This is a genomic window from Streptomyces sp. NPDC058674, assembly GCF_042716505.1.
In the GTDB taxonomy this organism is placed as follows: domain Bacteria; phylum Actinomycetota; class Actinomycetes; order Streptomycetales; family Streptomycetaceae; genus Streptomyces.
This window is the reverse complement of the sequence record NZ_JBHXSC010000006.1, coordinates 58696-80162: the sequence shown is the minus strand read 5'-3', so window position 1 is coordinate 80162 and position 21467 is coordinate 58696. Positions and strand designations below refer to the sequence as shown.

The 21467-nt window shown below is 73.7% G+C and carries 20 protein-coding genes and 1 tRNA gene; 12 read left to right on the top strand and 9 right to left on the bottom strand.

The window, feature by feature from the left end; all coding sequences use genetic code 11:
• Nucleotides 1-17: 17 nt before the first annotated feature.
• The 3 genes from ACFWU6_RS05250 to ACFWU6_RS05240 form a co-directional block, all read right to left on the bottom strand.
• Nucleotides 18-866: an aldo/keto reductase gene (locus tag ACFWU6_RS05250; protein ID WP_383812674.1), complete on the bottom strand. Its 849-nt coding sequence runs from the start codon at nt 864-866 to the stop codon at nt 18-20.
• Between the two features lie 185 nt (nt 867-1051).
• Nucleotides 1052-1126 (bottom strand): hypothetical protein, encoded by a 75-nt coding sequence (locus tag ACFWU6_RS05245; protein ID WP_383978722.1) that lies wholly within the window; start codon nt 1124-1126, stop codon nt 1052-1054.
• A 165-nt stretch (nt 1127-1291) separates the two neighbouring features.
• Nucleotides 1292-3115: an AMP-dependent synthetase/ligase gene (locus ACFWU6_RS05240; RefSeq protein ID WP_383978616.1), complete on the bottom strand. Its 1824-nt coding sequence runs from the start codon at nt 3113-3115 to the stop codon at nt 1292-1294.
• Between the two features lie 308 nt (nt 3116-3423).
• Here ACFWU6_RS05240 and ACFWU6_RS05235 point away from each other — a divergent pair, with 308 nt between their 5' ends.
• On the top strand, nt 3424-3855 hold the full coding sequence (locus tag ACFWU6_RS05235; RefSeq protein WP_383978613.1) for a (2Fe-2S) ferredoxin domain-containing protein: 432 nt from the start codon (nt 3424-3426) through the stop codon (nt 3853-3855).
• Between the two features lie 30 nt (nt 3856-3885).
• On the opposite strand, the gene fdhD is transcribed toward ACFWU6_RS05235, so the two are convergent.
• On the bottom strand, nt 3886-4716 hold the full coding sequence (fdhD, locus tag ACFWU6_RS05230; RefSeq protein WP_383812682.1) for a formate dehydrogenase accessory sulfurtransferase FdhD: 831 nt from the start codon (nt 4714-4716) through the stop codon (nt 3886-3888).
• A gap of 224 nt (nt 4717-4940) precedes the next feature.
• On the opposite strand from fdhD, the gene ACFWU6_RS05225 reads away from it, so the two are divergent.
• The 5 genes from ACFWU6_RS05225 to ACFWU6_RS05205 all read left to right on the top strand — a co-directional run bounded on the left by ACFWU6_RS05225 (nt 4941) and on the right by ACFWU6_RS05205 (nt 10203).
• Nucleotides 4941-5882, top strand: coding sequence for a beta-ketoacyl-ACP synthase III (locus tag ACFWU6_RS05225; protein WP_383812684.1), 942 nt, complete (start codon nt 4941-4943; stop codon nt 5880-5882).
• Nucleotides 5883-6123: 241 nt separating this feature from the next.
• A tRNA-Leu gene (locus ACFWU6_RS05220) sits at nt 6124-6211 on the top strand.
• Nucleotides 6212-6390: 179 nt separating this feature from the next.
• A complete protein-coding gene (locus ACFWU6_RS05215; RefSeq protein WP_383978610.1) occupies nt 6391-7017 on the top strand; it encodes a hypothetical protein in 627 nt (208 codons plus the stop codon).
• Nucleotides 7018-7326: 309 nt separating this feature from the next.
• Nucleotides 7327-9042 carry a methionine--tRNA ligase gene (gene metG / locus ACFWU6_RS05210; protein WP_383978607.1) on the top strand — a complete coding sequence of 572 codons (1716 nt, stop codon included), beginning with the start codon at nt 7327-7329 and terminating at the stop codon, nt 9040-9042.
• 210 nt (nt 9043-9252) lie between these two features.
• Nucleotides 9253-10203: a helix-turn-helix transcriptional regulator gene (locus ACFWU6_RS05205; protein ID WP_383978604.1), complete on the top strand. Its 951-nt coding sequence runs from the start codon at nt 9253-9255 to the stop codon at nt 10201-10203.
• Here ACFWU6_RS05205 and ACFWU6_RS05200 read toward each other — a convergent pair.
• Complete coding sequence (locus ACFWU6_RS05200; protein ID WP_383978601.1) at nt 10170-11474, bottom strand: hypothetical protein; 1305 nt, start codon at nt 11472-11474, stop codon at nt 10170-10172. The genes ACFWU6_RS05205 and ACFWU6_RS05200 overlap by 34 nt on opposite strands.
• 139 nt (nt 11475-11613) lie before the next feature.
• Between ACFWU6_RS05200 and ACFWU6_RS05195 the strand changes: the two genes are divergently transcribed.
• Entirely contained in the window at nt 11614-12207 is a 594-nt protein-coding gene (locus tag ACFWU6_RS05195; RefSeq protein ID WP_383978598.1) for a hypothetical protein, read from the top strand.
• 166 nt (nt 12208-12373) lie between these two features.
• On the top strand, nt 12374-13150 hold the full coding sequence (locus tag ACFWU6_RS05190; RefSeq protein WP_383798856.1) for a hypothetical protein: 777 nt from the start codon (nt 12374-12376) through the stop codon (nt 13148-13150).
• Between the two features lie 64 nt (nt 13151-13214).
• Here the strand turns inward: ACFWU6_RS05190 and ACFWU6_RS05185 are convergent, their stop codons facing one another.
• The 3 genes from ACFWU6_RS05185 to ACFWU6_RS05175 all read right to left on the bottom strand — a co-directional run bounded on the left by ACFWU6_RS05185 (nt 13215) and on the right by ACFWU6_RS05175 (nt 15686).
• A complete protein-coding gene (locus ACFWU6_RS05185) occupies nt 13215-14402 on the bottom strand; it encodes an MAB_1171c family putative transporter (RefSeq protein ID WP_383798853.1) in 1188 nt (395 codons plus the stop codon).
• Nucleotides 14399-14956: a toxin-antitoxin system, toxin component gene (locus ACFWU6_RS05180; protein ID WP_383798850.1), complete on the bottom strand. Its 558-nt coding sequence runs from the start codon at nt 14954-14956 to the stop codon at nt 14399-14401. Before ACFWU6_RS05180 ends, ACFWU6_RS05185 begins: the two co-directional genes overlap by 4 nt.
• Nucleotides 14957-15020: 64 nt before the next feature.
• Nucleotides 15021-15686: a helix-turn-helix domain-containing protein gene (locus ACFWU6_RS05175; protein WP_383798847.1), complete on the bottom strand. Its 666-nt coding sequence runs from the start codon at nt 15684-15686 to the stop codon at nt 15021-15023.
• A gap of 218 nt (nt 15687-15904) precedes the next feature.
• On the opposite strand from ACFWU6_RS05175, the gene ACFWU6_RS05170 reads away from it, so the two are divergent.
• From ACFWU6_RS05170 to ACFWU6_RS05155, 4 genes are all read left to right on the top strand, one after another.
• The gene (locus tag ACFWU6_RS05170) at nt 15905-16891 is read left to right on the top strand and encodes a helix-turn-helix domain-containing protein (RefSeq protein WP_383798844.1); all 987 of its coding nucleotides are present in this window, start codon (nt 15905-15907) and stop codon (nt 16889-16891) included.
• 124 nt (nt 16892-17015) lie between these two features.
• On the top strand, nt 17016-18371 hold the full coding sequence (locus tag ACFWU6_RS05165) for a 6-phospho-beta-glucosidase (RefSeq protein WP_383978595.1): 1356 nt from the start codon (nt 17016-17018) through the stop codon (nt 18369-18371).
• 50 nt (nt 18372-18421) lie between these two features.
• On the top strand, nt 18422-18607 hold the full coding sequence (locus ACFWU6_RS05160) for a hypothetical protein (RefSeq protein ID WP_383798838.1): 186 nt from the start codon (nt 18422-18424) through the stop codon (nt 18605-18607).
• A 168-nt stretch (nt 18608-18775) separates the two neighbouring features.
• Nucleotides 18776-20230, top strand: a complete 1455-nt coding sequence (locus tag ACFWU6_RS05155) for an NAD(P)/FAD-dependent oxidoreductase (RefSeq protein ID WP_383798836.1) — start codon at nt 18776-18778, stop codon at nt 20228-20230.
• A 105-nt stretch (nt 20231-20335) separates the two neighbouring features.
• Here the strand turns inward: ACFWU6_RS05155 and ACFWU6_RS05150 are convergent, their stop codons facing one another.
• A complete protein-coding gene (locus ACFWU6_RS05150) occupies nt 20336-21427 on the bottom strand; it encodes an ATP-dependent DNA ligase (RefSeq protein ID WP_383978592.1) in 1092 nt (363 codons plus the stop codon).
• Between the last annotated feature and the right edge of the window lie 40 nt (nt 21428-21467).

Genomic DNA, 21467 nt, shown 5'->3' with positions numbered 1-21467 from the left:
CGCTGACCCCCCGCCCCTCAGACGTCGAAGACGGCCGGGTCCGGCCCGATCCGGCGGCCCGCCGCGCCCGCGCCCAGGGCGTCCAGCGCCGCGACGTCGGCGGCGTCCAGCTCGAAGCCGAAGACGTCCAGGTTCTCCCGGATGCGCGCGGGGGTGATGGACTTCGGGATCACGACGTTCCCGTGCTGGAGGTGCCAGCGCAGCACCACCTGTGCGGGCGAGCGGTCGTGCTTCGCGGCGATGTCGGCCACGGCCGCGAGCGTCAGCAGCTCCTTGCCCTGGCCCAGCGGGGACCAGGCCTCGGTGACGATCCCGCGCTCGGCGTGCAGGGCGCGCAGCTCGGTCTGCGGGAAGAGCGGGTGCAGCTCGATCTGGTTGACGGCCGGGACCAGCCCGCTCGACTCGGCGAGGCGCTCCAGGTCCACGGGGCGGAAGTTGGACACGCCGACCGCCTTGGCGCGGCCGCTCTCCGCGATCTCCTCGAAGGTCTTCCAGATGGACAGGAAGTCCTCGCGCATCGGGCGCGGCCAGTGGATGAGGTACAGGTCCACGTAGTCCAGGCCCAGCCTGCCGAGCGAGTCGTCGAACGCGCGGAGCACCGCGTCCCGGTCCCACGTCTGCGAGGGGGCGTTCCACAGCTTGGTGGTGACGAACAGGTCCCCGCGCGCCACACCGGAGCCGGTGACGGCCTTGCCGGTGCCGGCCTCGTTGCCGTAGACGGACGCCGTGTCGATGCTGCGGTAGCCCGCCTCCAGCGCCGTCGAGACGGCCTGCTCCGCCTCGGCGTCCGGCACCTGCCAGACGCCGTAGCCGAGCTGGGGCATGAGCGTGCCGTTGTTGAGCTTGATGGTGGGGACCTGGTTCACGTCTCGTCGTTCCCTCGCGTCGGTGTACGTCGTATGAGGGGCGACAACCGGCCCCCCGGACGAGCTATTCCCGCCCCCGGGGGGCTCTGCTCCCCACCCGGCGGGGCCTCAGCCCCACGGGGCCACGAGGTCATGCGGTCACGGAGCCACGGGGTCACGGGGTCGGGGGTCGCGGGGTCACGGGGTCACGGAGTCCCGAGGTACGCGTGCCGCACCGCCGGGTCCGCCCGCACTTCGGCCGCCGTGCCCTCGGCCAGCACCCTCCCGAGGTCCAGTACCACCACCCGCGTGCACAGACCAGCAGCACCGCGCAGCCTCCGGTCGGAATCTCCGCATGGTGTAGCGCGTCTGACGCATCGTCAAAATTGCTGGACGCGGCCAAGTGGTGCTTCGTCAGATGTGCGGGGTGTCGCCCCGGACCGCGGTCACTGCTGGTAGAGGGCGGCGACCTCGCTCGCGTACGCCTCCTCGATCGCCCGCCGCTTCAGCTTCAGGGACGGGGTCAGCAGGCCGCGCTCCTCCGAGAACTGGCCCGGCAGCACCCGGAAGGCGCGGATCGCCTCCGCCTGCGAGACCAGGGTGTTGGCCGCCACCACCGCCCGGCGGACCTCGGCGGTCAGCTCCGGGTCCTGCACCAGCTCCGCCGACGGCCGCTGCGCCAGGCCGCGCATCGACAGCCAGTGCGCGATGCCCTCGGCGTCCAGGGTCAGCAGGGCCGCGATGTAGGGCCGGTCGTTGCCCACCAGCACGCACTGCGACACCAGCGGATGCGAGCGCACCCGCTCCTCCAGCGCGGTCGGCTGGACGCTCTTGCCGTTCGAGGTCACCAGGATCTCCTTCTTGCGCCCGGTGATGGTGAGGTAGCCGTCCTCGTCCAGGCGCCCGAGGTCCCCGGTCGCCAGCCATCCGCCGCGCAGGACCTCATCCGTGGCCCGGGGGTCGTTGAGGTATCCGGCGAAGACGTGGCCGCCGTGCAGCCATACCTCCCCGTCCGCCGCGATGTGCACCGAGGTGCCGGGGATCGGCGGCCCCACCGTCCCGTACTTCGTCGCACCCGGCGGGTTCGCGGTGGCCGCCGCGCAGGACTCGGTCAGGCCGTACCCCTCGAACACCGTGATCCCGGCGCCGTCATAGAACAGCCCGAGCCGGCGCGACATGGCCGACCCGCCCGACATCGCGTGCCGCACCCGGCCGCCCATCGCCTCGCGGACCTTGCCGTACACCAGCCGCTCGAAGAGCCGGTGCTCCATCCGCAGCCCCGCCGAAGGCCCCGGCCCGGTGCCGAACGCCTTCGCCTCGCGGGCCTGCGCGTACCGAACGGCCGTCTCCACGGCCCGGTCGAAGGGGCCCGTACGCCCCTGCGCCTCCGCCGTGCGGCGGGCCGCCGCGAAGACCTTCTCGAAGACGTACGGCACCCCGAGCACGAAGGTCGGCCGGAACGCGGCCAGATCCGGGAGCAGTTCGGCTGCCGCCAGCACCGGCTGGTGACCGAGCTTGACCCGCGACCGTACGGCGGCGACCTCCACCATCCGCCCGAAGACGTGGGCCAGCGGCAGGAACAGCAGCGTGGACGGCTGCTCGCCCGGCCCGGCCCGGAAGACGGACTCCCAGCGGCTGACCATCGTGTCGGCCTCGAACATGAAGTTGGCGTGGGTGAGCACGCACCCCTTGGGCCGGCCCGTGGTCCCGGAGGTGTAGATGACGGTGGCGACGGCGTCGGGCGTCACCGCGCTCCGGTGCCGGTGCACCACGCCCTCCGAGACGCCCCGCCCGTCGGCGACGAGCCCGTCCACCGCCCCGGTGTCGAGCTGCCACAGCCGGCGCAGGCCGGGGAGCCGGTCGATGACCGAACCGACGGTCATCGCCTGGTCCTCGTCCTCGACGACGCAGCCCACGCAGGCCGAGTCCTCCAGGATCCAGTGGACCTGCTCGGCGGAGGAGCTCGGGTACACGGGCACGGGCTGGGCGCCGACCGCCCACAGGGCGAAGTCGAAGAGGGTCCACTCGTACCGGGTACGGGACATGAGGGCGACCCGGTCGCCGAACCGCACCCCCTGGGCCAGCAGCCCCTTGGCGAGGGCCAGCACCTCGGCCGCCAGTTCCGCGGAGGTCACGTCCTGCCAGACACCGGCCGCCTTGCGGCCGAGTACGACCCGGTGGGGGTCCTGGCGGGCGTACTCGAACACGACGTCGGCCAGTCCGCCGACGGGTGAGCCCGTGACGACCGGTGGGACGGTGGTCTCGCGCAAGGTCCCGCCTCCTCTCCCCGCGGCGCGGCGACGCTACCCCACGCCTTGCCGCAGTTGATCAGCCTGCGGGGACCTCCACAAGACCTCCGCAGGGGCGGCGTCGCCGACGCGGACGGGGTCGCGACGCGCAGTTCGGAGTGCGGGCGACTCCGCCGTGTTGCCTGTGACGCCCTCCCGCCGGACGCCGCCCGCGGTCCGCGCGGTCCTGCCCGCGCCGCGCCCGGGACCCCGAACCGGCCGGCCACCGTGTGGCGGACGTCTCCCGGGCGGTCCAACACCCCGCCACCCGGGCCCGGTAGCGTGCGGCGGTGACCTGGATACGCCCGATCGCCGCCCGCGCCGCACGGCCCTGCACCCTGGTGGTCTGCCGGGGCTGCTGTTGCGGCGACCCCCGCAAGAACCCCGGCTCCGACCACGCGGGCCAGCTCGCCCGGCTGCGCGAGGCCGCCGCCGCCTCCGGGGGCCGCCTGGCCGTCCGTACGAGCGACTGCCTCGGCCCCTGCGCGCAGGCGAACGTCATCGTGGTCCAGCCCACCGGCGAGGCCCGCGGCCGGGGGGCCCGCGCCGCCTGGTTCGGCTGGGCGCTGGACGACACCGCGACCGACGGGATCATCGCCTGGGCCGCATCCGGCGGCCCCGGCTCCACGCCCGTCCCGGACACCCTGGACCTCCACCGCATCGACCCGCCGGAGCCGAAACCCGCCGCGAACCCCGGCCGCCGCTCCCGGCGGGGCCGCTGACGAGGCGCGCGGGTCACCGCGTGCGCACCGCTACACCGTGATGCGCTCCTCGCCCGCGTAGACGTTCATGTCCGGGCCGCGCAGGAAGCCGACGAGCGTCATCCCGGACTCGAGCGCCAGGTCCACCGCCAGCGAGGACGGCGCCGAGACCGCGGCCAGTACCGGGATGCCGGCCATCACGGCCTTCTGGGCGAGCTCGAAGGAGGCGCGGCCCGAGACCAGCAGCACCGCCCCGGCCAGCGGCAGCCGCCCGGCCTGCAGCGCCCGGCCGACGATCTTGTCCACCGCGTTGTGCCGGCCCACGTCCTCCCGTACGTCCAGCAGCTCGCCCTCCGCCGTGAACAGTCCCGCCGCGTGCAGCCCGCCCGTGCGGTCGAAGACCTTCTGGGCCGCGCGCAGCCGGTCCGGCAGCCGGCCCAGGAGCTCCGCGCCCACGCGTACCGGGTCGCCGGCGGTCGCCCCCGGGAAACGGGTCGCCGTACGGACCGCGTCCAGGCTGGCCTTGCCGCACAGCCCGCAGGAGGAGGTGGTGTAGACGTTCCGTTCCAGGGTGATGTCCGGCACCGGCACCCCGGCCGCCAACTGCACGTTGACGACGTTGTACGTGTTCGAACCGTCCTCCGCCGCCCCCTCGCAGTAGGTGACGGCCCGCACGTCGCCGGCCGCGCCGAGTACGCCCTCGCTGACCAGGAAGCCGACCGCCAGCGCGAAGTCGTCCCCCGGGGTGCGCATCGTGATGGCCAGCGGCCTGCCGTTCAGCCGGATCTCCAGCGGCTCCTCGGCCACCAGCGTGTCGGGGCGGACCCCCGCCACGCCGTTCCGGATCCGGACGACGCGACGACGTTCGGTGACGCGTCCCATGGTGATCCCCCACCTCGTTGTGGTCTTCTCTTCGTGGTCTTCGTTCCTGTCACGGCCGACCACCACATTGTCGCGGTTCCGCTTCCCGCGACGCTCCCGGCAGCGAGATCCTCGGGAATCTCCAAATTCAGGTGCCGTAATCCTGTCGGATCACGCGCCTTCGTACCCGTCGGTAGCAGGCGAAGCTGGGTGATCCTGACTGTCGACGAGGGGGGACCCCGCCCATGACCGGTTCACGCGTGGTGGCGCTAGGGCACTACCAGCCCGCGAGAGTGCTCACCAACGAGGACCTCTCGGCCATGGTCGACACCACCGACGAGTGGATCCGGTCCCGGGTCGGGATCAAGACCCGGCACATCGCGGGGCCGGACGAACCGGTGGACGAGCTGGCCTTCCACGCGGCGGGCAAGGCCCTGGCCGGCGCCGGCCTGACCCCGGACGACATCGACCTCGTCCTGGTCGCCACCTCCACCGCGATCGACCGCTCGCCCAACATGGCCGCCCGGGTGGCCGCCAAGCTCGGCATGGGCGGCCATCCCGCCGTGATGGACATCAACGTCGTCTGCTCGGGCTTCACGCACGCCCTGGCCACCGCCGACCACGCCATCCGCGCCGGCTCGGCCACCCGCGCCCTGGTCATCGGCGCCGACAAGATGACCGAGATCACCGACTGGACCGACCGCAGCACCTGCGTGCTCACCGGCGACGGCGCGGGCGCGGCCGTCGTCGAGGCCTGCGAGGACCCCGGGATCGGCCCGGTGCTGTGGGGCTCCGTCCCGGAGATGGGCAACGCGGTCCGCATCGAGGGCTCGCCGCCGGTCTTCGCCCAGGAGGGCCAGTCCGTCTACCGCTGGACCACCAGCCAGCTCCCGCCGCTGGCCCGCAAGGTGTGCGAGAAGGCCGGGGTCGCCCCGGAGGAACTGGCCGCGGTCGTCCTCCACCAGGCCAACCTGCGGATCATCGAGCCCCTCGCCGCCAAGATCGGCGCCGTGAACGCCGTCGTCGCCCGCGACGTCGTCGATTCCGGGAACACCTCCGCCGCCAGCATCCCGATGGCCCTGTCCAAGCTGGTCCAGCGGGGGGAGATCCCCTCGGGCGCCCCCGTCCTGCTCTTCGGCTTCGGCGGCAACCTCTCCTACGCCGGCCAGGTCATCCGCTGCCCCTGACGGCTCCCGCCCCGGACCTGCCCCGGAGCTGACCCGGCCCCGCCCTCCCGCCCGGGAGCGGCGGGGCCGGGGCGCATGTACGAGACGATGCCGAGACGGGCCGTCTCGGCATCGTCTCGACGCATGCCCGCAGGTCAGCACGGCGTGGCGGACGATCACGGCTCGGATAAGTGGTCGGAACCCCGACGATCCTTTGCTATGGTTGTCCATGTCGCCGCGGGAAACCGGGGCCGACCACCTGGTCCGGGTGGCGGAATGGCAGACGCGCTAGCTTGAGGTGCTAGTGCCCTTTATCGGGCGTGGGGGTTCAAGTCCCCCCTCGGACACCAGCTGATACCCCACACTTCGTGTGGGGTTTTCTGCTTTTCCGGGCCGTAGCGGGGTTCCCCGGGTCAGACCAGGGGCGACATCCTTCACGGCCACCTGGGGAGAGCGTGCCTGGGACAGGTGCGCACACGGACACAGGAAGGCCCCCGGTGTCACGCAGGGGGCCGTCCGGGCCGCCTTCGTGCATCCACCGCATGGACGGGCTGCCCGAGGAGGCCGTCGTCCGCTGCTCGGCGCGGCCGGTGCCGACGACCCGGCCGACGCGGTGCGCGAGGCCCTCGCCCTGCCCGCGCGGCAGCCGCGGGAGGCCGCCGGTGCCGCTGCGCGGGCCGCCTGGGCGGCGACCGCGTGCCGGCTGCGGGAGCTGGGCGGCGCGGCCGTCCGTGCCGTCAACATATGGGACTTCGCCGGTACGGACCTCCCCGAGGGCGGCGGCCGGGCCGTGTGGTCCTGCACCCGCGCCTCCGGCTGGGCGGGCCCCGGCGACGTGCTGGTCCAGCTGCGGCCGCCCGCCGGACCGCCGCAGGACGTGGTCCGGGCCCGGTCGACGGCGGCCTGCGGGCGCTTCGGGCAGCACCTCCTCGCGGGCACCCGGTGGCGTTCGCCCGCGGGCCGCTGGTACCTCGTGGCCGCCGGGAGCCGGGAGGTCGCCGGGATCACCGCGACCGGTGCGGTCCGGGCGGAGGCGAACGGCCGGAGCCTGGCGGCGCCCGCCGGCCCGGAGGGCGCGGTCGTCTCCCTGACCGGCCGGCTCGCCAGCGGGGCCCGGATCACTGCCCTCGACGGCGCGTCCGGGGGACGGGACTAGGCAGTCTCCTCCGGCTCCCGCGGGCCCGGCACGATCCGGGGAGGCGGCCCGGGTCGTCACGGGAGCCCCGAGCGGGTCCGCCTCCGCGGCTCCGCCGTCCCTCCACCAAGGAGGTCGGGGTGCCCCGCCACCCGCTGTAGCATGGGCGCCATCGCGAGGGCCGTGACGGAGAGGTCACTGCCCTCGCTTTTGCGTTAGTCCACCCACGAAGAATGCGGCGCGTGGCCTTTCGGCGGTTCGATACGATGAACCGCGTTCACCATCCGTGACGTCACGTCGTACCGCACAGAGGAAATGGAGCATCCGAGGATGGCTCGACACCTGATCACCAGCGCGCTTCCCTACATCAACGGGATCAAGCACCTGGGCAACATGGTCGGGTCGATGCTTCCGGCGGATGTGTACTCCCGGTACCTCCGCCAGCGCGGCCACGACGTCCTGTACATCTGCGCCACCGACGAGCACGGCACGCCCGCCGAGCTCGCCGCGAAGGAAGCCGGCGTCTCCGTCGCCGAGTTCTGCGCGCAGGCCCACGACGCCCAGAAGGCGGTCTACGACGGCTTCGAGCTGTCCTTCGACTACTTCGGCCGCAGCTCCTCCCGGCAGAACGCCGAGATCACCCAGCACTTCGCGCGGCAGCTCCAGGAGAACGGCTTCATCGAGGAGCGCGCGATCCGGCAGGTGTACTCGCCCGCCGACGGCCGCTTCCTGCCGGACCGCTACGTCGAGGGCACCTGCCCGCACTGCGGCTACGACAAGGCCCGCGGCGACCAGTGCGAGAACTGCACCCGCGTCCTGGACCCCACGGACCTGATCGAGCCGCGCTCGGCCATCTCCGGCTCCACCGAGCTGGAAGTCCGCGAGACCACGCACCTCTTCCTCCTCCAGTCCAAGCTCCAGGTCGAGGTCGAGGCCTGGGTGGCGGAGCACGAGGAGGAGTGGCCGCAGCTGGCGTCCTCCATCGCCCGCAAGTGGCTGACCGAGGGCCTGCACGACCGCGCCATCACCCGCGACCTCGACTGGGGCGTCCCGGTCCCGGCCGACACGTGGCCCGCACTGGCCGCCGAGGGCAAGGTCTTCTACGTCTGGTTCGACGCCCCGATCGAGTACATCGCCTCCACCAAGGAATGGGCGGACGCCGACCCGGCGAACCGCGACTGGAAGTCCTGGTGGTACGAGGCCGAGGACGTCCGGTACACCCAGTTCATGGCCAAGGACAACGTCCCCTTCCACACCGTGATGTTCCCGGCCACCGAGCTGGGCACCCGTGAGCCGTGGAAGAAGGTCGACTACGTCAAGGCCTTCAACTGGCTGACGTACTACGGCGGCAAGTTCTCCACCTCGCAGAAGCGCGGCGTCTTCACCGACCAGGCGCTGGAGATCCTTCCGGCCGACTACTGGCGCTACTTCCTCATCGCCAACGCGCCCGAGTCCGACGACTCGTCCTTCACGTGGGAGCACTTCACCGCCACGGTCAACAAGGACCTCGCCGACACCCTGGGCAACTTCGTCAACCGCGTGCTGTCCTTCTCCCGCAAGCGGTTCGGCGACGACGTCCCGGCGGGCAACGCCGCCGGCGAGGCCGAGGCGAAGCTGGGCCTCCAGATCGCCGAGCTCCTCGCCGAGTACGAGGGCCACATGGAGGCGATGCAGTACCGCAAGGCCGCGGCAGCGCTGCGCGCCCTGTGGTCGGCGGGCAACTCCTACCTGGAGGAGAAGGCCCCCTGGCTGGAGATCAAGACCGACCCGGAGGGCGCGGCGCTCACCCTGCGCACCGCGATGAACCTCATCCACCTGTACTCGGTGGTCTCCGAGCCGTTCATCCCGGCCTCGGCGCGCGCCATGCGCTCCGCCTTCACGCTCGCCGACGACACGGCGGCGTGGGTCACCCCCGAGCAGGCGAAGTCCCTGGACGGGGTGCCGGCCGGGACGCCGTTCACGGTGCCGCCGGTCCTCTTCGCGAAGATCACCGAGGAGGACCTGGAGTCCTACCGGGAGCGCTTCGGCGGCACCCCGGAGGCCTGAGGCCCCGAGGCGCCCCGCGCCTCCCCTGTGCGTCGCTGTGCGTCCGTGAGGGGCGCGGCCTTCCCGGCCACCACCGGGGAGGCCGCGCCCCTCCGGCGTACCCGGCGCCACGGGGCCGGGCGCCCGGGGGAGCGGGCGTGGTGGGAGCCGGGCGCGGCGCCGTGCGTGCGGCGGGGACAGGTCCTGCGGACCCGCCCTAGGATTGACGGCATGAACCAGACCGGCCCCAAGGCAGAGCTCGGAGACTTCCTGCGGTCCCGCCGTGCGCGGATCCGCCCCGAGGACGCCGGCCTGCGCTCCTTCGGAGGCCGCCGTCGGGTGCCCGGGCTGCGTCGCGAGGAGCTCGCGCAGCTCGCCGGTGTGAGCGCCGACTACTACACGCGCTTCGAGCAGGGCCGCGCGGAGAACGTCTCGGACACCGTGGTGGGCGCCGTAGCCGTCGCGCTGCGCCTCGACGCCGCCGAGACCGCGCACCTGACCCGCCTGGTCCGCAGCGCACGCCGCGGCGGCGGCCCGGACCCGGAGGGCGGGAGCGGTCCGCAGGAGCCGCAGGAGGTCCGGCCGGGGCTGCGCAGGCTGCTGGAGTCGATGCCGGAGACCCCCGCGTTCGTCGTAGGCCGGCGCACCGACATCCTCGCCTGGAACCCGCTCTTCGCCACCCTCGTCAAGGACTTCGGCACGCTGCCGCCCGAGCGCCGCAACAAGGCGTGGCTGGTCTTCCTGGACGACGAGGTGCGCGGCCGCTTCGTGAACTGGGAGCGCAAGGCGCGCGATCTCGTCGGCTACCTCCGCTTCGACCTGGGCCGGCACCCGCACGACCCGCGGTTCGCCGCTCTGATCGGGGAACTGGCCGAGCGCAGCCCGGAGTTCACCCGGCTCTGGGAGGAGCAGGAGGTACGGGAGATCGCGCACGGCGGCTACCACATGCGGCACCCGCTCGTCGGCGAGTTCACCCTGGCGTACGAGAGCCTGAACCTCCCGGACGACCCGGACCAGACCCTGATCACCTACACGGCGGAGGCGGGCTCGCCCTCCGAGGCGGCGCTGCGCATCCTCGCCGAGAACGCGCTCTGCACACCCTCCGCCACTCCTGCGCCCTCCACCCCTCCGGCCGCCGGGTCCCCCGGTCAGCCGCCCGCGCGCAGCGACAGCCGGGCATAGGCCGGTATCAGGACTCCCCGGGCCGGCCGGCGACCGGTGACGCGCAGCCCGGGGAATCCACGCAGGGCCGCGACCACCGCACGGACCTCCGCCATCGCCAGCGGCATCCCGAGACAGAAGTGCGGCCCGGCGCCGAACCACAGCCGCCGCAGCGCGGCGGGGTCGGCCCGGTCCGCCGCGTCCGGCGGGCCCGCCGGACGCGCGGGGCAGCCCGCTTCCGCCCCCTGGGCGGTTGTGCGGGCATCCGTGACGGACGCGGTGTCCGCCGGATGCGCCGGGTCCGGCGGGCCCCCGGGCCGCCCCGGGCAGGCCGCATCGGGCCGCCCCGCCGAGGCGGTGGCGCGGTCCGGCGCGAAGGGCCCGTACGCCCGCGTGCACAGCAGCGTGGCGATGACCACCCGCTCCCCGGCCGCCACCCGCACGCCCCCGATCCGCCCGGCACGGGCCGCGCTGCGCAGCATCACGGGCGTCGGCGAGGTGACGCGCAGCGCCTCCTCCACCAGCGCGTCGGTGATCCGGTCCGGGCCCCGGCCGGTGTCGTGGGCCAGTGCGACGAGCCGGGGCACGAAGGAGACCAGTGTCTCGGTGCCGGTCAGCAGGAACACCCCGACCGCGCCCCGCACCTCCGCCTCGTCCAGGCCCAGCGCCCGCAGCCGCCCCGCCACCGTGGACTCGTCACCGGCCCGCCAGGCCGCCACCGCCGCCTCGCCGATCCGCGCCAGCGCCGACCGTGCCGAACGCACCTGACGACCGGTCAAAGAGGGCCGCCACAGCCGTAGGCCCGCCACGACCGCAGCGGCGCCGGCGAAGTCCGCCTCCGCGTCCCGGAGTCCGACCAGCTCCCGGACCACCTCGGTGGCGCCGTCGCGCACGACCCGGACGAGGTCCACCTCCCCGCCCGCCGCGAGCCGCCGCTCCAGCCCGCCCAGCGGGGCGCGCAGCACCCCCTCGCAGACGGCCGCCACGTGGCCCGGAGTGAACAGGCCGCCCAGGCGCCGGCGCAGCTCCGCGTGTTCGGGACCCTCCATGTTGATCAGTGCCCGGGGCCCGAGCACCGGGGTCCAGAGCCCACCCGCCGCGCCGGGCCCGGTCTTCGTGTAGCCGTCGGTGTCCAGGAGCACCTCCCGGGCCGTCCGGGCGTCGCTGACGACGACCCCGACCCCGGGCACCCGCACCACCGGGCCGCGGGCCGCGACCGCGCCCAGCAGCCGGTACGCCACGGGGTGAGCGGCGGTCTGGACCCGCCGCTCCCAGCGCTCCCACTCGTCCATCCGGGCAGGCTACTGCCGCCGATGGCCTGAAGTGACCCCCCGGTCAAGGGTCCGACCTGCCTGCCGCGTGTCGAAGCTGCTCCGTGATCGTTTCTTCAGCCGTAACCCTCCATCCCCTACGGAATCGGGAGGCCGCGCGGTGACCGCTTGGCAGTACCTCGCCGGAGCCGGCCTGGTGGCCGCGCTGTGCCCGCTGCACTGCCACGTGGCGGTCGCGGGCGACGGCCACGGCCGCGGCGCCCGGGTCGACCTGTGCGTGCCCGCCGGGCAGCCCGCGCGGCCCGGCCCCCCGGTCCTGCAGCCTCCGGCTCCCTCCGTGGCGCCCTCGGTACGGCCGTCCGCGCCCGGCGCCGGCGGGCCCACCGTGCGCCATCCGGGGCGGTCCGCCGTACCCGCGGCGCCCGGCGGGCCCCCGGCGCCACCGGGGCGTCCGGCCGCGCAGAGCCCGCCGGGGCCTCCCGCGAAGGCCGGGGCCGGGGACGCGAAGCCGCCGACGCCCGCGCGGGATGCCGAGCCCGCTGCCGCGGCGGCTCCGGCGGACGCCCCGGCTCCGCCCCGGGCCGTGGCCGCCGCCGCGCACGCGAGCGCCTTCCGCGTGCGTCCGTACCGTGCCGTGGCCCTGGAGCGGCGCGGCCCGGACGGCATGTCCACCGTGATGCTCATGGTGGTCGTCACCACCCCGGCCGTACTGGCGGCCGCAGCCCTGCGCCCACGCTCCAAGAGCCGCGGCTGACCACTGACCGCTGGGCGTGACCGGCCGCCTCTCACCGACCCGCCCCGACCGATCCGCCCCCGACCGATCCGCCCCGACCGATCCGCCCCGACCGATCCGCCCTCGACCGATCCGCCCACCGATCCATCCACCGTTCCGTCCACCGATCCACCACGGGAGAATCCACGTGTCCGAATGGCTGGTCCTGGCCATCGCCATGGTGCTCGTCTGCGCCCTCGTCTTCGCCATCACCACGATCCGGCACCGCCGAGCCGCCGAGGACGAGGACACCAGCGAGACCCCCGACGTCATCGAGTACATGGTGATGATGGTGGGCGTGGTCTACGCGATCGTGCTCGGCCTCGCCATCGCGGGCGTCTGGGAGGCGCGGGGCGCCGCCGAGGACAGCGTGCGCCGCGAGGCCCAGGCGCTGTACGAGGTGACCCAGCGCGCCGACGTCTACCCGGCGGCCGTGCGCGACCGAATCCGCGGCGAGGTGGACGCGTACGTCTCCCACACCGTCGCGGTGGACTGGCCGCTGCTGACCTCGGGCGAGGGCGCCTCGGCCGAGGGCGCGCACCTGCTCGGCAAGCTGCGCAGCGACGTCACGCACCAGAGCCCGGTCACCGAGCTCCAGGCGCAGGCCTACCAGCCGCTGCTGGACCACGTGGCCGCCGCCGACGAGGCCCGGCACTCGCGGACCCAGAGCGACGAGTCCACGCTGCCCGGCGTGGTGTGGTTCGGGCTGCTCGTGGGCGGCCTGGTGACGGTGGGCCTCATCTTCACACTGCAGATCCGCCGCTCGGGCCGGGAGCTGCTGCTGGCAGGGCTGTTCAGCGCGCTGATCGTGTTCCTGCTGTTCATGGTGTGGAGCTTCGACGCTCCGTACGGGCGGGACGGGATCGACTCCGCCGGCCCCTTCCAGGAGCTGTTCCCGACATCGGCGGTGGCCGCCCCGCGCTGACACCCGTGCGGACGGGGCGTGCGGCGCGCACGGCGTGCCAGGCGCGCCGAGGCGCACTGGTGTGTCAGCCGGGGCCGCCGGCCGGCAGCGCCGTCCGCTGCCGGACCGCCTGCACCACCGGCGAGTGCCGCAGCGCGTGGGAGATCCGCAGCAGGTCGCGCGGCCCGTCGGCGGTGTCCAGCACGGTCTCCTCCCCGGCCCCGATGACCGCGCCCTCGGGGTCCGCGGAACGGGCCCGTACGGCCGCCGCGACCATGGCGGCGTCGGCGATCGCCCGGCAGGTCTCCTCGTCCGCCCCCGCCCCGGCGGCGCACTCGTACGCGTCGTCGCGCAGGCCCGGGTCGAAGTACGGGCCCAGGTGCAGGAAGCCGTCGTGGATGTCCGACTCGCGCTGGATCACGCGCAGTTCGGCGGCGGACCACCAGGACATCCGGACGGACGGGGTGCCGCCGGGCGCGCAGATCTGCACCTCCTGCCAGAGCGCCCCGAGCCTGCGGTACGTCGACCAGGAATGCCAGTTGTCCGAGAGCCGCTGGAAGACGAGCGGCACCACGAAGCCGATCGCGCTGACCAGCGCGCCGAGCGAGGCGAGCGGCGGGGCCACGTAGGTGCTCAGGTAGTCGAGGTCGTGGCCGGCCCACCGGGCGACGACCGCGGAGATCTTGGTGGCGTCGTAGCCCAGGTTGAAAACGTAGCCCGCCACGATGATCATCAGGCCGACCCGCAGCCAGCCGCGCACCTGGAGCGACCAGCGCCAGCACAGCGCCACCATCACGACGGCGGCCACGCAGTGCGCCGCCAGGTAGAGGGCGATCATCTCCCGGATGTAGGGGGTGTTGGCGTAGTGGGTGTCCAGGTCCCGCAGCCGCTCGACGGGGGCGTCACCGAGGGCGAAGAGCGTGACCAGGGCGGCGATGACCAGGGCGTAGCCCGTGATCCACCGGCGGGAGACGCGGCGGGTCCGCTCGGGCGGCCCGCCCCGCCAGTTGACGACCAGGACCAGGCAGGAGGCGCTGAACGCGGTGATCAGGCAGTACACCAGGGGGGCCGAGACGTTGGGAATCCCGGTCCACCGGTTGACCGCCTCGATGGTGGGCGGGGCGGCGAAGGTGAAGACGGCTCCGGCCAGCATCAGCAGGGCGCAGACCGAGCGCAGCAGCGGATCGCGCCAGTTGTGCCGCAGGGCGGGCAGTTTGAAGGCGAGGGAGACCGCCATCGCGACTGCCGGTATGTAGTAGTCCTGGCCGTTCAACGGTCGTTCCTGTGCCCCCGGTATCCGAGCGAGGCCTCGATGCGGCCCGCCAACTGGTCGCGCTGTGCCGGGGCCCGGTGGCCGGCCGCTCCGGCCAGCCAGTTCCGGCACCTGCTGCCCAGCAGCAAGCCGAAGGTCTCCGCCTCCGTCTCCTCCCGGACGTCGGCGCGCGTGCGCGCGGCGACGCGGCGGACGGTCTCGCCGATGTCCGCCTCGTCCGACAACAGCCGTGCGGCGACGGCGGCGCCGTCGACGTGGTGGCTGCAGTGGCCGGCCTTCATGTGCCACAGCTCGTGACCCAGGATCACCAGCTGGTGGTCGGGTGCGGTGCGTTCCTCGATGACCACGAGATCGCGGTCCGCCATGTCGAGCCACAGGCCGCTGGCCGTTCCCGGCGGGAACGCCGCCATCCGGAAGTCCACCCGGCGGCCGCGGTGTCTGCTCATGCCCTCGCAGAGGGCGGCGTAGAGGTCCGCGGGTTCCACGGGGGCGGTCAGCCGGATACCGGCCACCAGCTCCCCGCACAGCCGCCGCTGCTCTCTGCCTATGCTCACCGTTCTCCCCGTCGGCGCGGATCCGGATCAGGACTCAAGGATCAGACCCAGACTTTCGACTGGGTCATTCGTTGGGTTTGACGCTTTCGAGAAGCATGTCCAGCCATTCGGTCACCTTGTCCCGGTGCTTGTCGCTGGGTAGTTGGGCGGCGCGCCAGGCGATGCCCCGTACGCCGTGGTTCTGCAGGAGTCTTGCCAGCGGATCGCCGGTCGAAGCGGCCGGGGCGGGTGCGGTTTCCCGTGCGCGTCCCGCGAAGTCCTGGAGCAGCTGCTGCTCGGTCCGCTGGAGCGCGTCGGTGAGGGCGTCCGCGTCGTGGGCGGTGAGGAAGCCGGCGTGCACTCCGAAGAAGCGCTGGATCGCGTCGCAGTGCTCCATGGTGGGGCGGCGGTCCCCGTTGATGAGGGCGCCGGCCTGCTGCCGGGACATGCCGGCGCCGTCGGCGATCTCCTGCTGCGTGTACCGGCGTCCGTTGGGCTTGACCCGGGTCCGCCGGAGCAGGTCCAGGCGCTGGAGGAAGCGGGTCTGCAGATCGGGCTCGCCGGCGGGCCTGCCGTCGAGGAGGATGCGGACCACGTCCGCGGGCACGCCGGAGGCTTCGGAGAGGCGCCGCAGGTCGAAGACCTGATTGAGGTCGCGGCCCATCTTGCCCGCGAGTTCGGCGACGCGCGTGACGGTGGCGGCCAGGGGTGCATGGGCCACCGCGACGGGAGCCGGGAAGCCGTCTGTCACCAGTGGTTCTCCTAGATCGCGCGAAGTCGGTTCGGGCACATGGTCGGCTTCTGGAATCTATCCGGTCTCACTCCGAAGGGCTAGAACGTGCCACAGCTGTGGCGGGAATGAGCTGTCAAGGGGCTGGAATTGCCACAATAGTTGACACTCGAATGAGGTCGGTAGCAGGATCGCCACACGGAAATGAAGATCCAGACCGTGAGGAGGGGGAACTCTCGGTGCCACATCTCGCAGCGGTGGGCCCGTCCGATGACCTCGCCCGAGCCGGTGAGGAGCGCCTGGCGGGCGAGGAGTCCGCACGCGGCGCCGTGCGGTCGGAGCGACGCAAGGAGATTTTGCGCCAGCGCCGCGAGGAACTGGGACTGAGCCAGGAAGACCTCGCCGCGCGACTGCGCATCAGTGTCCGCGCCTACGGAAACTGGGAGCGCGGGCTCGTCAAGGAATGGACGGACCGCAAACTCCTGGCCCTGTCAGAGGCGTTGGAAATGAGCGAGCGGCAGTGCTTCTGGCTCTTCCGCGTGATGGTGGACCGCGACCCGCCGCCCACGTGGCGGGCCGCCGAGGAGAACCGGCTGCCGCAGGACCCGGCGCAGCGCGGCTACCTCTGCGACTACGCGGCCCTGATGGAGGCGGTGCCCTACCCGAGCTTCCTGGTGGACCACCGCTGGGACGTCGCGCTCACCAACTCGGCCTTCGACCGGCTGTTCCAGTCCGCACGGCCGCATCCGACGGCCCTGCCGGACGACAACTTCCTGCGCTTCGTGCTGTTCCACCCGGACGCGGCCGCGGTGCTGGAGGACCACGAACCGGCCTGGTGCGTACCGCTGTTGGCCCGCTTCTCGACGGCGCTGGCCGCGGCCCCGGACGACGAGGGGCTGCGCAGCATCCGCCAGGAGGTGGCCCGCGACCCGTTCATGGAAGCCGCCTACCGGTACGGGGTGCCGCACTGGCTGAGCACGCACGGGGCCGGCGCCGCCGAACAGGACGGTGCGGTGCGGACGGTGCGCCATCCCGACCCGCGCTGGGGCCTGGTGCGCTGCCGGATGGTGGCCGAATCCAGCCGCATGCTCGACGTGATGGGACTGACCCGGATCACCCTGATCCTGTCGGCCCCGCACGGGGCGCCGGTGGGCCCGGCCCGGGGCGCCGGGGTCGCCCCGCAGCAGGGCGCCAGGCTGCGCGCCGTGCCGCCGCTGGGGGAGTAGCCGCCCGGGGCAGACTGGTACCCCCGCTGCGCGTGCGGCGGGAGGTGCCGCGGATCGTGGCACGGCTACGGCTACGGCTACGGCTACGGCTACGGTGCGGTGACGGGCGAAGGGCGGTTGGGACGTGCGGCTGACGATCCTCGGAGGGGGCGGGTTCCGGGTCCCGCTCGTCTACGGCGCCCTGCTCGCGGACCACGCCGAGGGCCGGGTGACCGGGGTGACCCTGTACGACGAGGACGCCGGGCGGCTGGGCGCCATGGCCCGGGTCCTCGCCGACCAGGCCGCGGTCTCCGGGGAGCCCGACGCCCCGGCCGTCACGGCCACCCGCGACCTCGACGAGGCCCTGCGCGGCGCCGACTTCGTCTTCTCGGCCATCCGCGTCGGCGGCCTGGAGGGACGCGCCGCGGACGAGCGGATCGCCCTGGCCGAGGGGGTCCTGGGCCAGGAGACGGTGGGCGCGGGCGGGATCGCCTACGGCCTGCGGACCGTGCCGGTGGCCCGCGGGATCGCCCGCCGGATCGCCCGTACCGCCCCCGAGGCGTGGGTCATCAACTTCACCAACCCGGCCGGCCTGGTCACCGAGGCCATGGCTGAGGAGCTCGGCGGGCGGGTGATCGGCATCTGCGACTCGCCCGTGGGCCTGGGGCGGCGCATCGCCCGGCTGCTGGGGGCCCGGCCGCAGGAGGCCTGGATCGACTACGTGGGCCTCAACCACCTGGGCTGGGTGCGCGCACTGCACGTCGCCGGCCGCGACGAGCTGCCCCGGCTGCTGGCCGACACCGCGGCCCTGGAGTCCTTCGAGGAAGGCCGGCTCTTCGGGGCCGAGTGGCTGCGCTCGCTCGGCGCGATCCCCAACGAGTACCTGCACTACTACTACTTCAACCGTGACACCGTACGCGCCTACCAGGAGGCCGAGCAGACCCGCGGCGCCTTCCTGCGCGACCAGCAGCGCGCCTTCTACGCCGAGGCCGGACGGACCGGGCAGCCGGCCGGAGCGGCGCTCGCCGCCTGGGACCGGGCCCGGGCCGAGCGCGAGGCCACGTACATGGCCGAGAACCGCGAGGCGGCGGGCGTCGGCGAGCGCGACGCGAGCGACCTGGAGTCCGGCGGCTACGAGCAGGTCGCCCTCGCCCTGATGCGGGCCATCGCCCGCGACGAGCGCGCCACGCTCATCCTCAACGTCCGCAACGGCTCCACCCTCTCCGTCCTGGACGCCGAGGCCGTCATCGAGGTGCCCTGCCTGGTCGACGCGAACGGCGCCCACCCGGTCGGCGTCGCCCCGCTGCCGCTGCACGCGGTCGGCCTGGTGACCGCGGTCAAGGCCGTCGAGCGCGAGGTCCTGTCCGCCGCCGCGGGCGGCTCGCGGGCCGCAGCGGTGAAGGCCTTCGCGCTGCATCCGCTGGTGGACTCGGTCGGGGTGGCCCGACGGCTCCTGGACGGGTACGCGGCGGCTCACCCGGGCCTGGCCTACCTGCGCTGACCCGCGCCCGCGGGCCGCTCCGGAGGATCACCCGTACGGCGGCTTGTCGCATGCGGCGGGAGGCGGACGTCATCTCGGCGGCGTGGGTCGGCTGGCTCGGCGACCGGCTGGAGAAGGACCGGGGGCGCCCGCGGAGTGCGGAACTGCGTGCGGCGGCGGACGCGATCGCGAAGCGGCTGCTGGCGGAGGACCTGGGCGACGGGAACTTCGCGCCGAGGGCACTGGTACGGCGCTAGGGCGTCCACGGTCGGCGTCCGTGGTCGGTGTCCGCGGTGGGTGTCCGCGGTCGTGGAGACGTACTGATGTCCGCTGATCAGACACGGGTGCGAGTTTCGGTGCGGGCCCGTTCGTGCAGGCTCTGGGCGGTCTGATCGTCGTACGGCTCTTCGGCTCAAGGGGGCGCAATGGCACACCTGCTGGTCATCGGCGGAGGCATCGGGGGATTGGCCACCGCCCTTCTGGCGGCGCGTCGGGGGCACACCGCCGAGCTGTTCGAGCGCGACACCCGGGCGCCGGGCACCGCGCTGGACCGCGACTTCTTCGGCTGGCGGCGGCCGGCCGTACCGCAGGCGAACCAGCCGCACGCGCTGCTCGGGGCGGCTCGCAACCTGCTGCGGTGCGAGCTGCCGGACGTGTACGAGGAGATGCTCCGGCTCGGAGCCCGCGAGCGGCACGAGCTCGACTGGTTCGAGGCCCGTCCGCCCGAGAGCCCCGGGGACGAGGACATCGTCATGCTCCAGGCCCGGCGCATCGTCCTGGAGAGCGCGCTCGGAACGGCCCTGCGGGCCGAGCCGGGGGTCGTCATGCGGTACGGAGAGCCCGTCACGGGGCTGTCCACCGCCGGGCCGACCACCGCGATCGCCGAGCGGAGAACGGCGGTCGGGCCGGACACGGGCGCCGGGGCCGCCGACGGCTCCTGCGTCCGGGTGACGGGGGTGACCACGGAGGCCGGAGGATACGCGGGTGATGTCGTGGTGGACGCCGGAGGCCGGCGCGGCGGCGTCGAGCGCTGGCTCGCCGCGGCGGGCTGTCGGCCGCCCGTCGTGGAACGGCACCGCACGGGACTCGCGTACTTCTGCCGCTGGTACCGGCTGCCCGAGGGCATGGACGAGGGGCCGCGCCGGCCCTGGGCGGTGACCGGCGGCGCCTTCGCCGGGTGCGCGGTCTTCCCCGCGGACAACCGGGTGTTCGCCGTGACGCTGTTCGTGCACACCACGGACACCACCCGCTCGGCGCTGCGCGACCCCGCGGTCTTCGAGGCCGCCGCCCGCTGCTTCCCACCGGGCGCCGCCTGGCTGGAACTGGGCGCCGAGCCGCTCTCCGAGGTGCTGGCCACGGCGAGCCTGGACAACCGGTGGAGCGCGCTCGTCGACGAGCGGGGCCCCGTGGTCACGGGGCTGGTGCCGGTCGGGGACGCCATCACGCATACGAACCCGACCCTCGGGCAGGGCACTTCGCTCGCCCTGTGGGCCGCGCGGAGGGTGGCCCGTACGGCGCACCGGGATCCCGGGTCACGGCGCTATGCCGCCGAGCACCACGCCTGGGCCGTGCGCACCCTGAAGCCGTGGTTCGACTTCCAGGTGGTCGCCGACGCGGCGATCGGGGAGCGGTTCGCGACCCGGGCGGGGCGCACCGGGACGGCGCGGGAGGTCGCCGCGCTGTTCGACTGCGCGCTGGAGGACCCGGAGGTGATGCGGGCGCGGGCCCGGGTCCGCCACCTGGCCGACCCGCCCGAAACGGCGTACGCGAATCCGGAGGTGCGGGCCAGGGTGACGCGCTGGCTGGCGGCGCGGCCGGGCTACGAGCCGGGCGCGGTGGGGCCGGACCGCGAGCAGTGGGAGAAGCTGACCTCGGCTTGACCCCGGGGCTGATCCGGGCTTGCTCCGGGCCCGCCGCGGGCCGATGTCGGGCCGGCCCGGTAGGAGGCGGGGAGGGCGGACCGGTCGGCGGCCCGCCGCCGACCGCTATCCGCTCCGGTCCGGGGGCGCGGGCGGGACCGGACCGAGCACCTCGGCGAGGTCGTAGCCGACGACCTCCTCCAGCTGGGCGTAAGTGCAGCTCTCCGCCGACCGGTCGGGGCGCCAGCGCCGGAACTGGGCGGTGTGCCGGAAGCGGTCCCCCTCCATGTGGTCGTACCTCACCTCGACCACCCGCTCCGGGCGCAGCGGTACCCAGGACAGGTCCTTCTTGCCCGTCCAACGGCTCGGTGCACCGGGCAGCCGCGCACTCTCGTGGGCGGACTCCTCGGCCCAGGCGGCCCACGGGTGGTCCTGCGGGGAGGGCATCCGCAGCGGTTCGAGCTCATCGACCAGTTCGGCGCGCCGCTTCATCGGGAAGGCGGCGCAGACCCCAACGTGCTGGAGCGCCCCGCGGTCGTCGTGGAGGCCCAGAAGCAGCGATCCGACAATCGGACCGCTCTTGTGGAAACGGAAACCCGCGACGACGACATCGGCCGTACGCTCGTGCTTGATCTTGAACATGAGTCTGGCGTCGGGCCGGTAGGGGAGATCGAGGGGCTTGGCGATCACCCCGTCGAGCCCGGCGCCTTCGAATCGCTCGAACCACTCCCGCGCGAGCGTGGGATCGGTGGTCGCAGGCGCGAGATGAACGGGGGGCCGCGCGGTGGAGAGGGACCGGACGAGGGTGGTACGGCGCTCGGCGAGCGGGGTGTCGAGGAGCGCCTCGTCGTCGAGCGCGAGCAGATCGAAGGCGACGAAGGAGGCGGGCGTCGTCCCCGCGAGCAGCTTCACGCGGGAGGCGGCGGGATGGATGCGCTCGGACAGCCGGTCGAAGTCGAGCCGCCCGCCCTGAACGACCACGATCTCCCCGTCCACGACGCACCGGGCCGGCAGGTTCTCCTTCAGGGCCGTCACGAGCTCGGGGAAGTACCGGGTCAGGCTCTTGCCCGTACGGCTGCCGATCTCGACCTCGTCGCCGTCGCGGTGGACGATCGCGCGGAAGCCGTCCCACTTGGCCTCGTACTGCATGCCGGGCGGGATGGCGGCCACGGACTTGGCGAGCATCGGCTTCACGGGCGGCATCACCGGCAGATCCATGCCTCCGATTGTGCGGTGGTACGTCCGGACCCGCCCGGTA

Excerpts from the sequence above, each read along its gene's own strand:
- ACFWU6_RS05155 (WP_383798836.1), top strand. The coding sequence starts at position 18,776 with ATGGCACACCTGCTGGTCATCGGCGGAGGCATCGGGGGATTGGCCACC.
- fdhD (WP_383812682.1), bottom strand. The coding sequence starts at position 4,716 with ATGGGACGCGTCACCGAACGTCGTCGCGTCGTCCGGATCCGGAACGGC.
- ACFWU6_RS05225 (WP_383812684.1), top strand. The coding sequence starts at position 4,941 with ATGACCGGTTCACGCGTGGTGGCGCTAGGGCACTACCAGCCCGCGAGA.
- ACFWU6_RS05150 (WP_383978592.1), bottom strand. The coding sequence starts at position 21,427 with ATGGATCTGCCGGTGATGCCGCCCGTGAAGCCGATGCTCGCCAAGTCC.
- ACFWU6_RS05205 (WP_383978604.1), top strand. The coding sequence starts at position 9,253 with ATGAACCAGACCGGCCCCAAGGCAGAGCTCGGAGACTTCCTGCGGTCC.
- ACFWU6_RS05160 (WP_383798838.1), top strand. The coding sequence starts at position 18,422 with ATGCGGCGGGAGGCGGACGTCATCTCGGCGGCGTGGGTCGGCTGGCTC.
- metG (WP_383978607.1), top strand. The coding sequence starts at position 7,327 with ATGGCTCGACACCTGATCACCAGCGCGCTTCCCTACATCAACGGGATC.
- ACFWU6_RS05200 (WP_383978601.1), bottom strand. The coding sequence starts at position 11,474 with ATGGACGAGTGGGAGCGCTGGGAGCGGCGGGTCCAGACCGCCGCTCAC.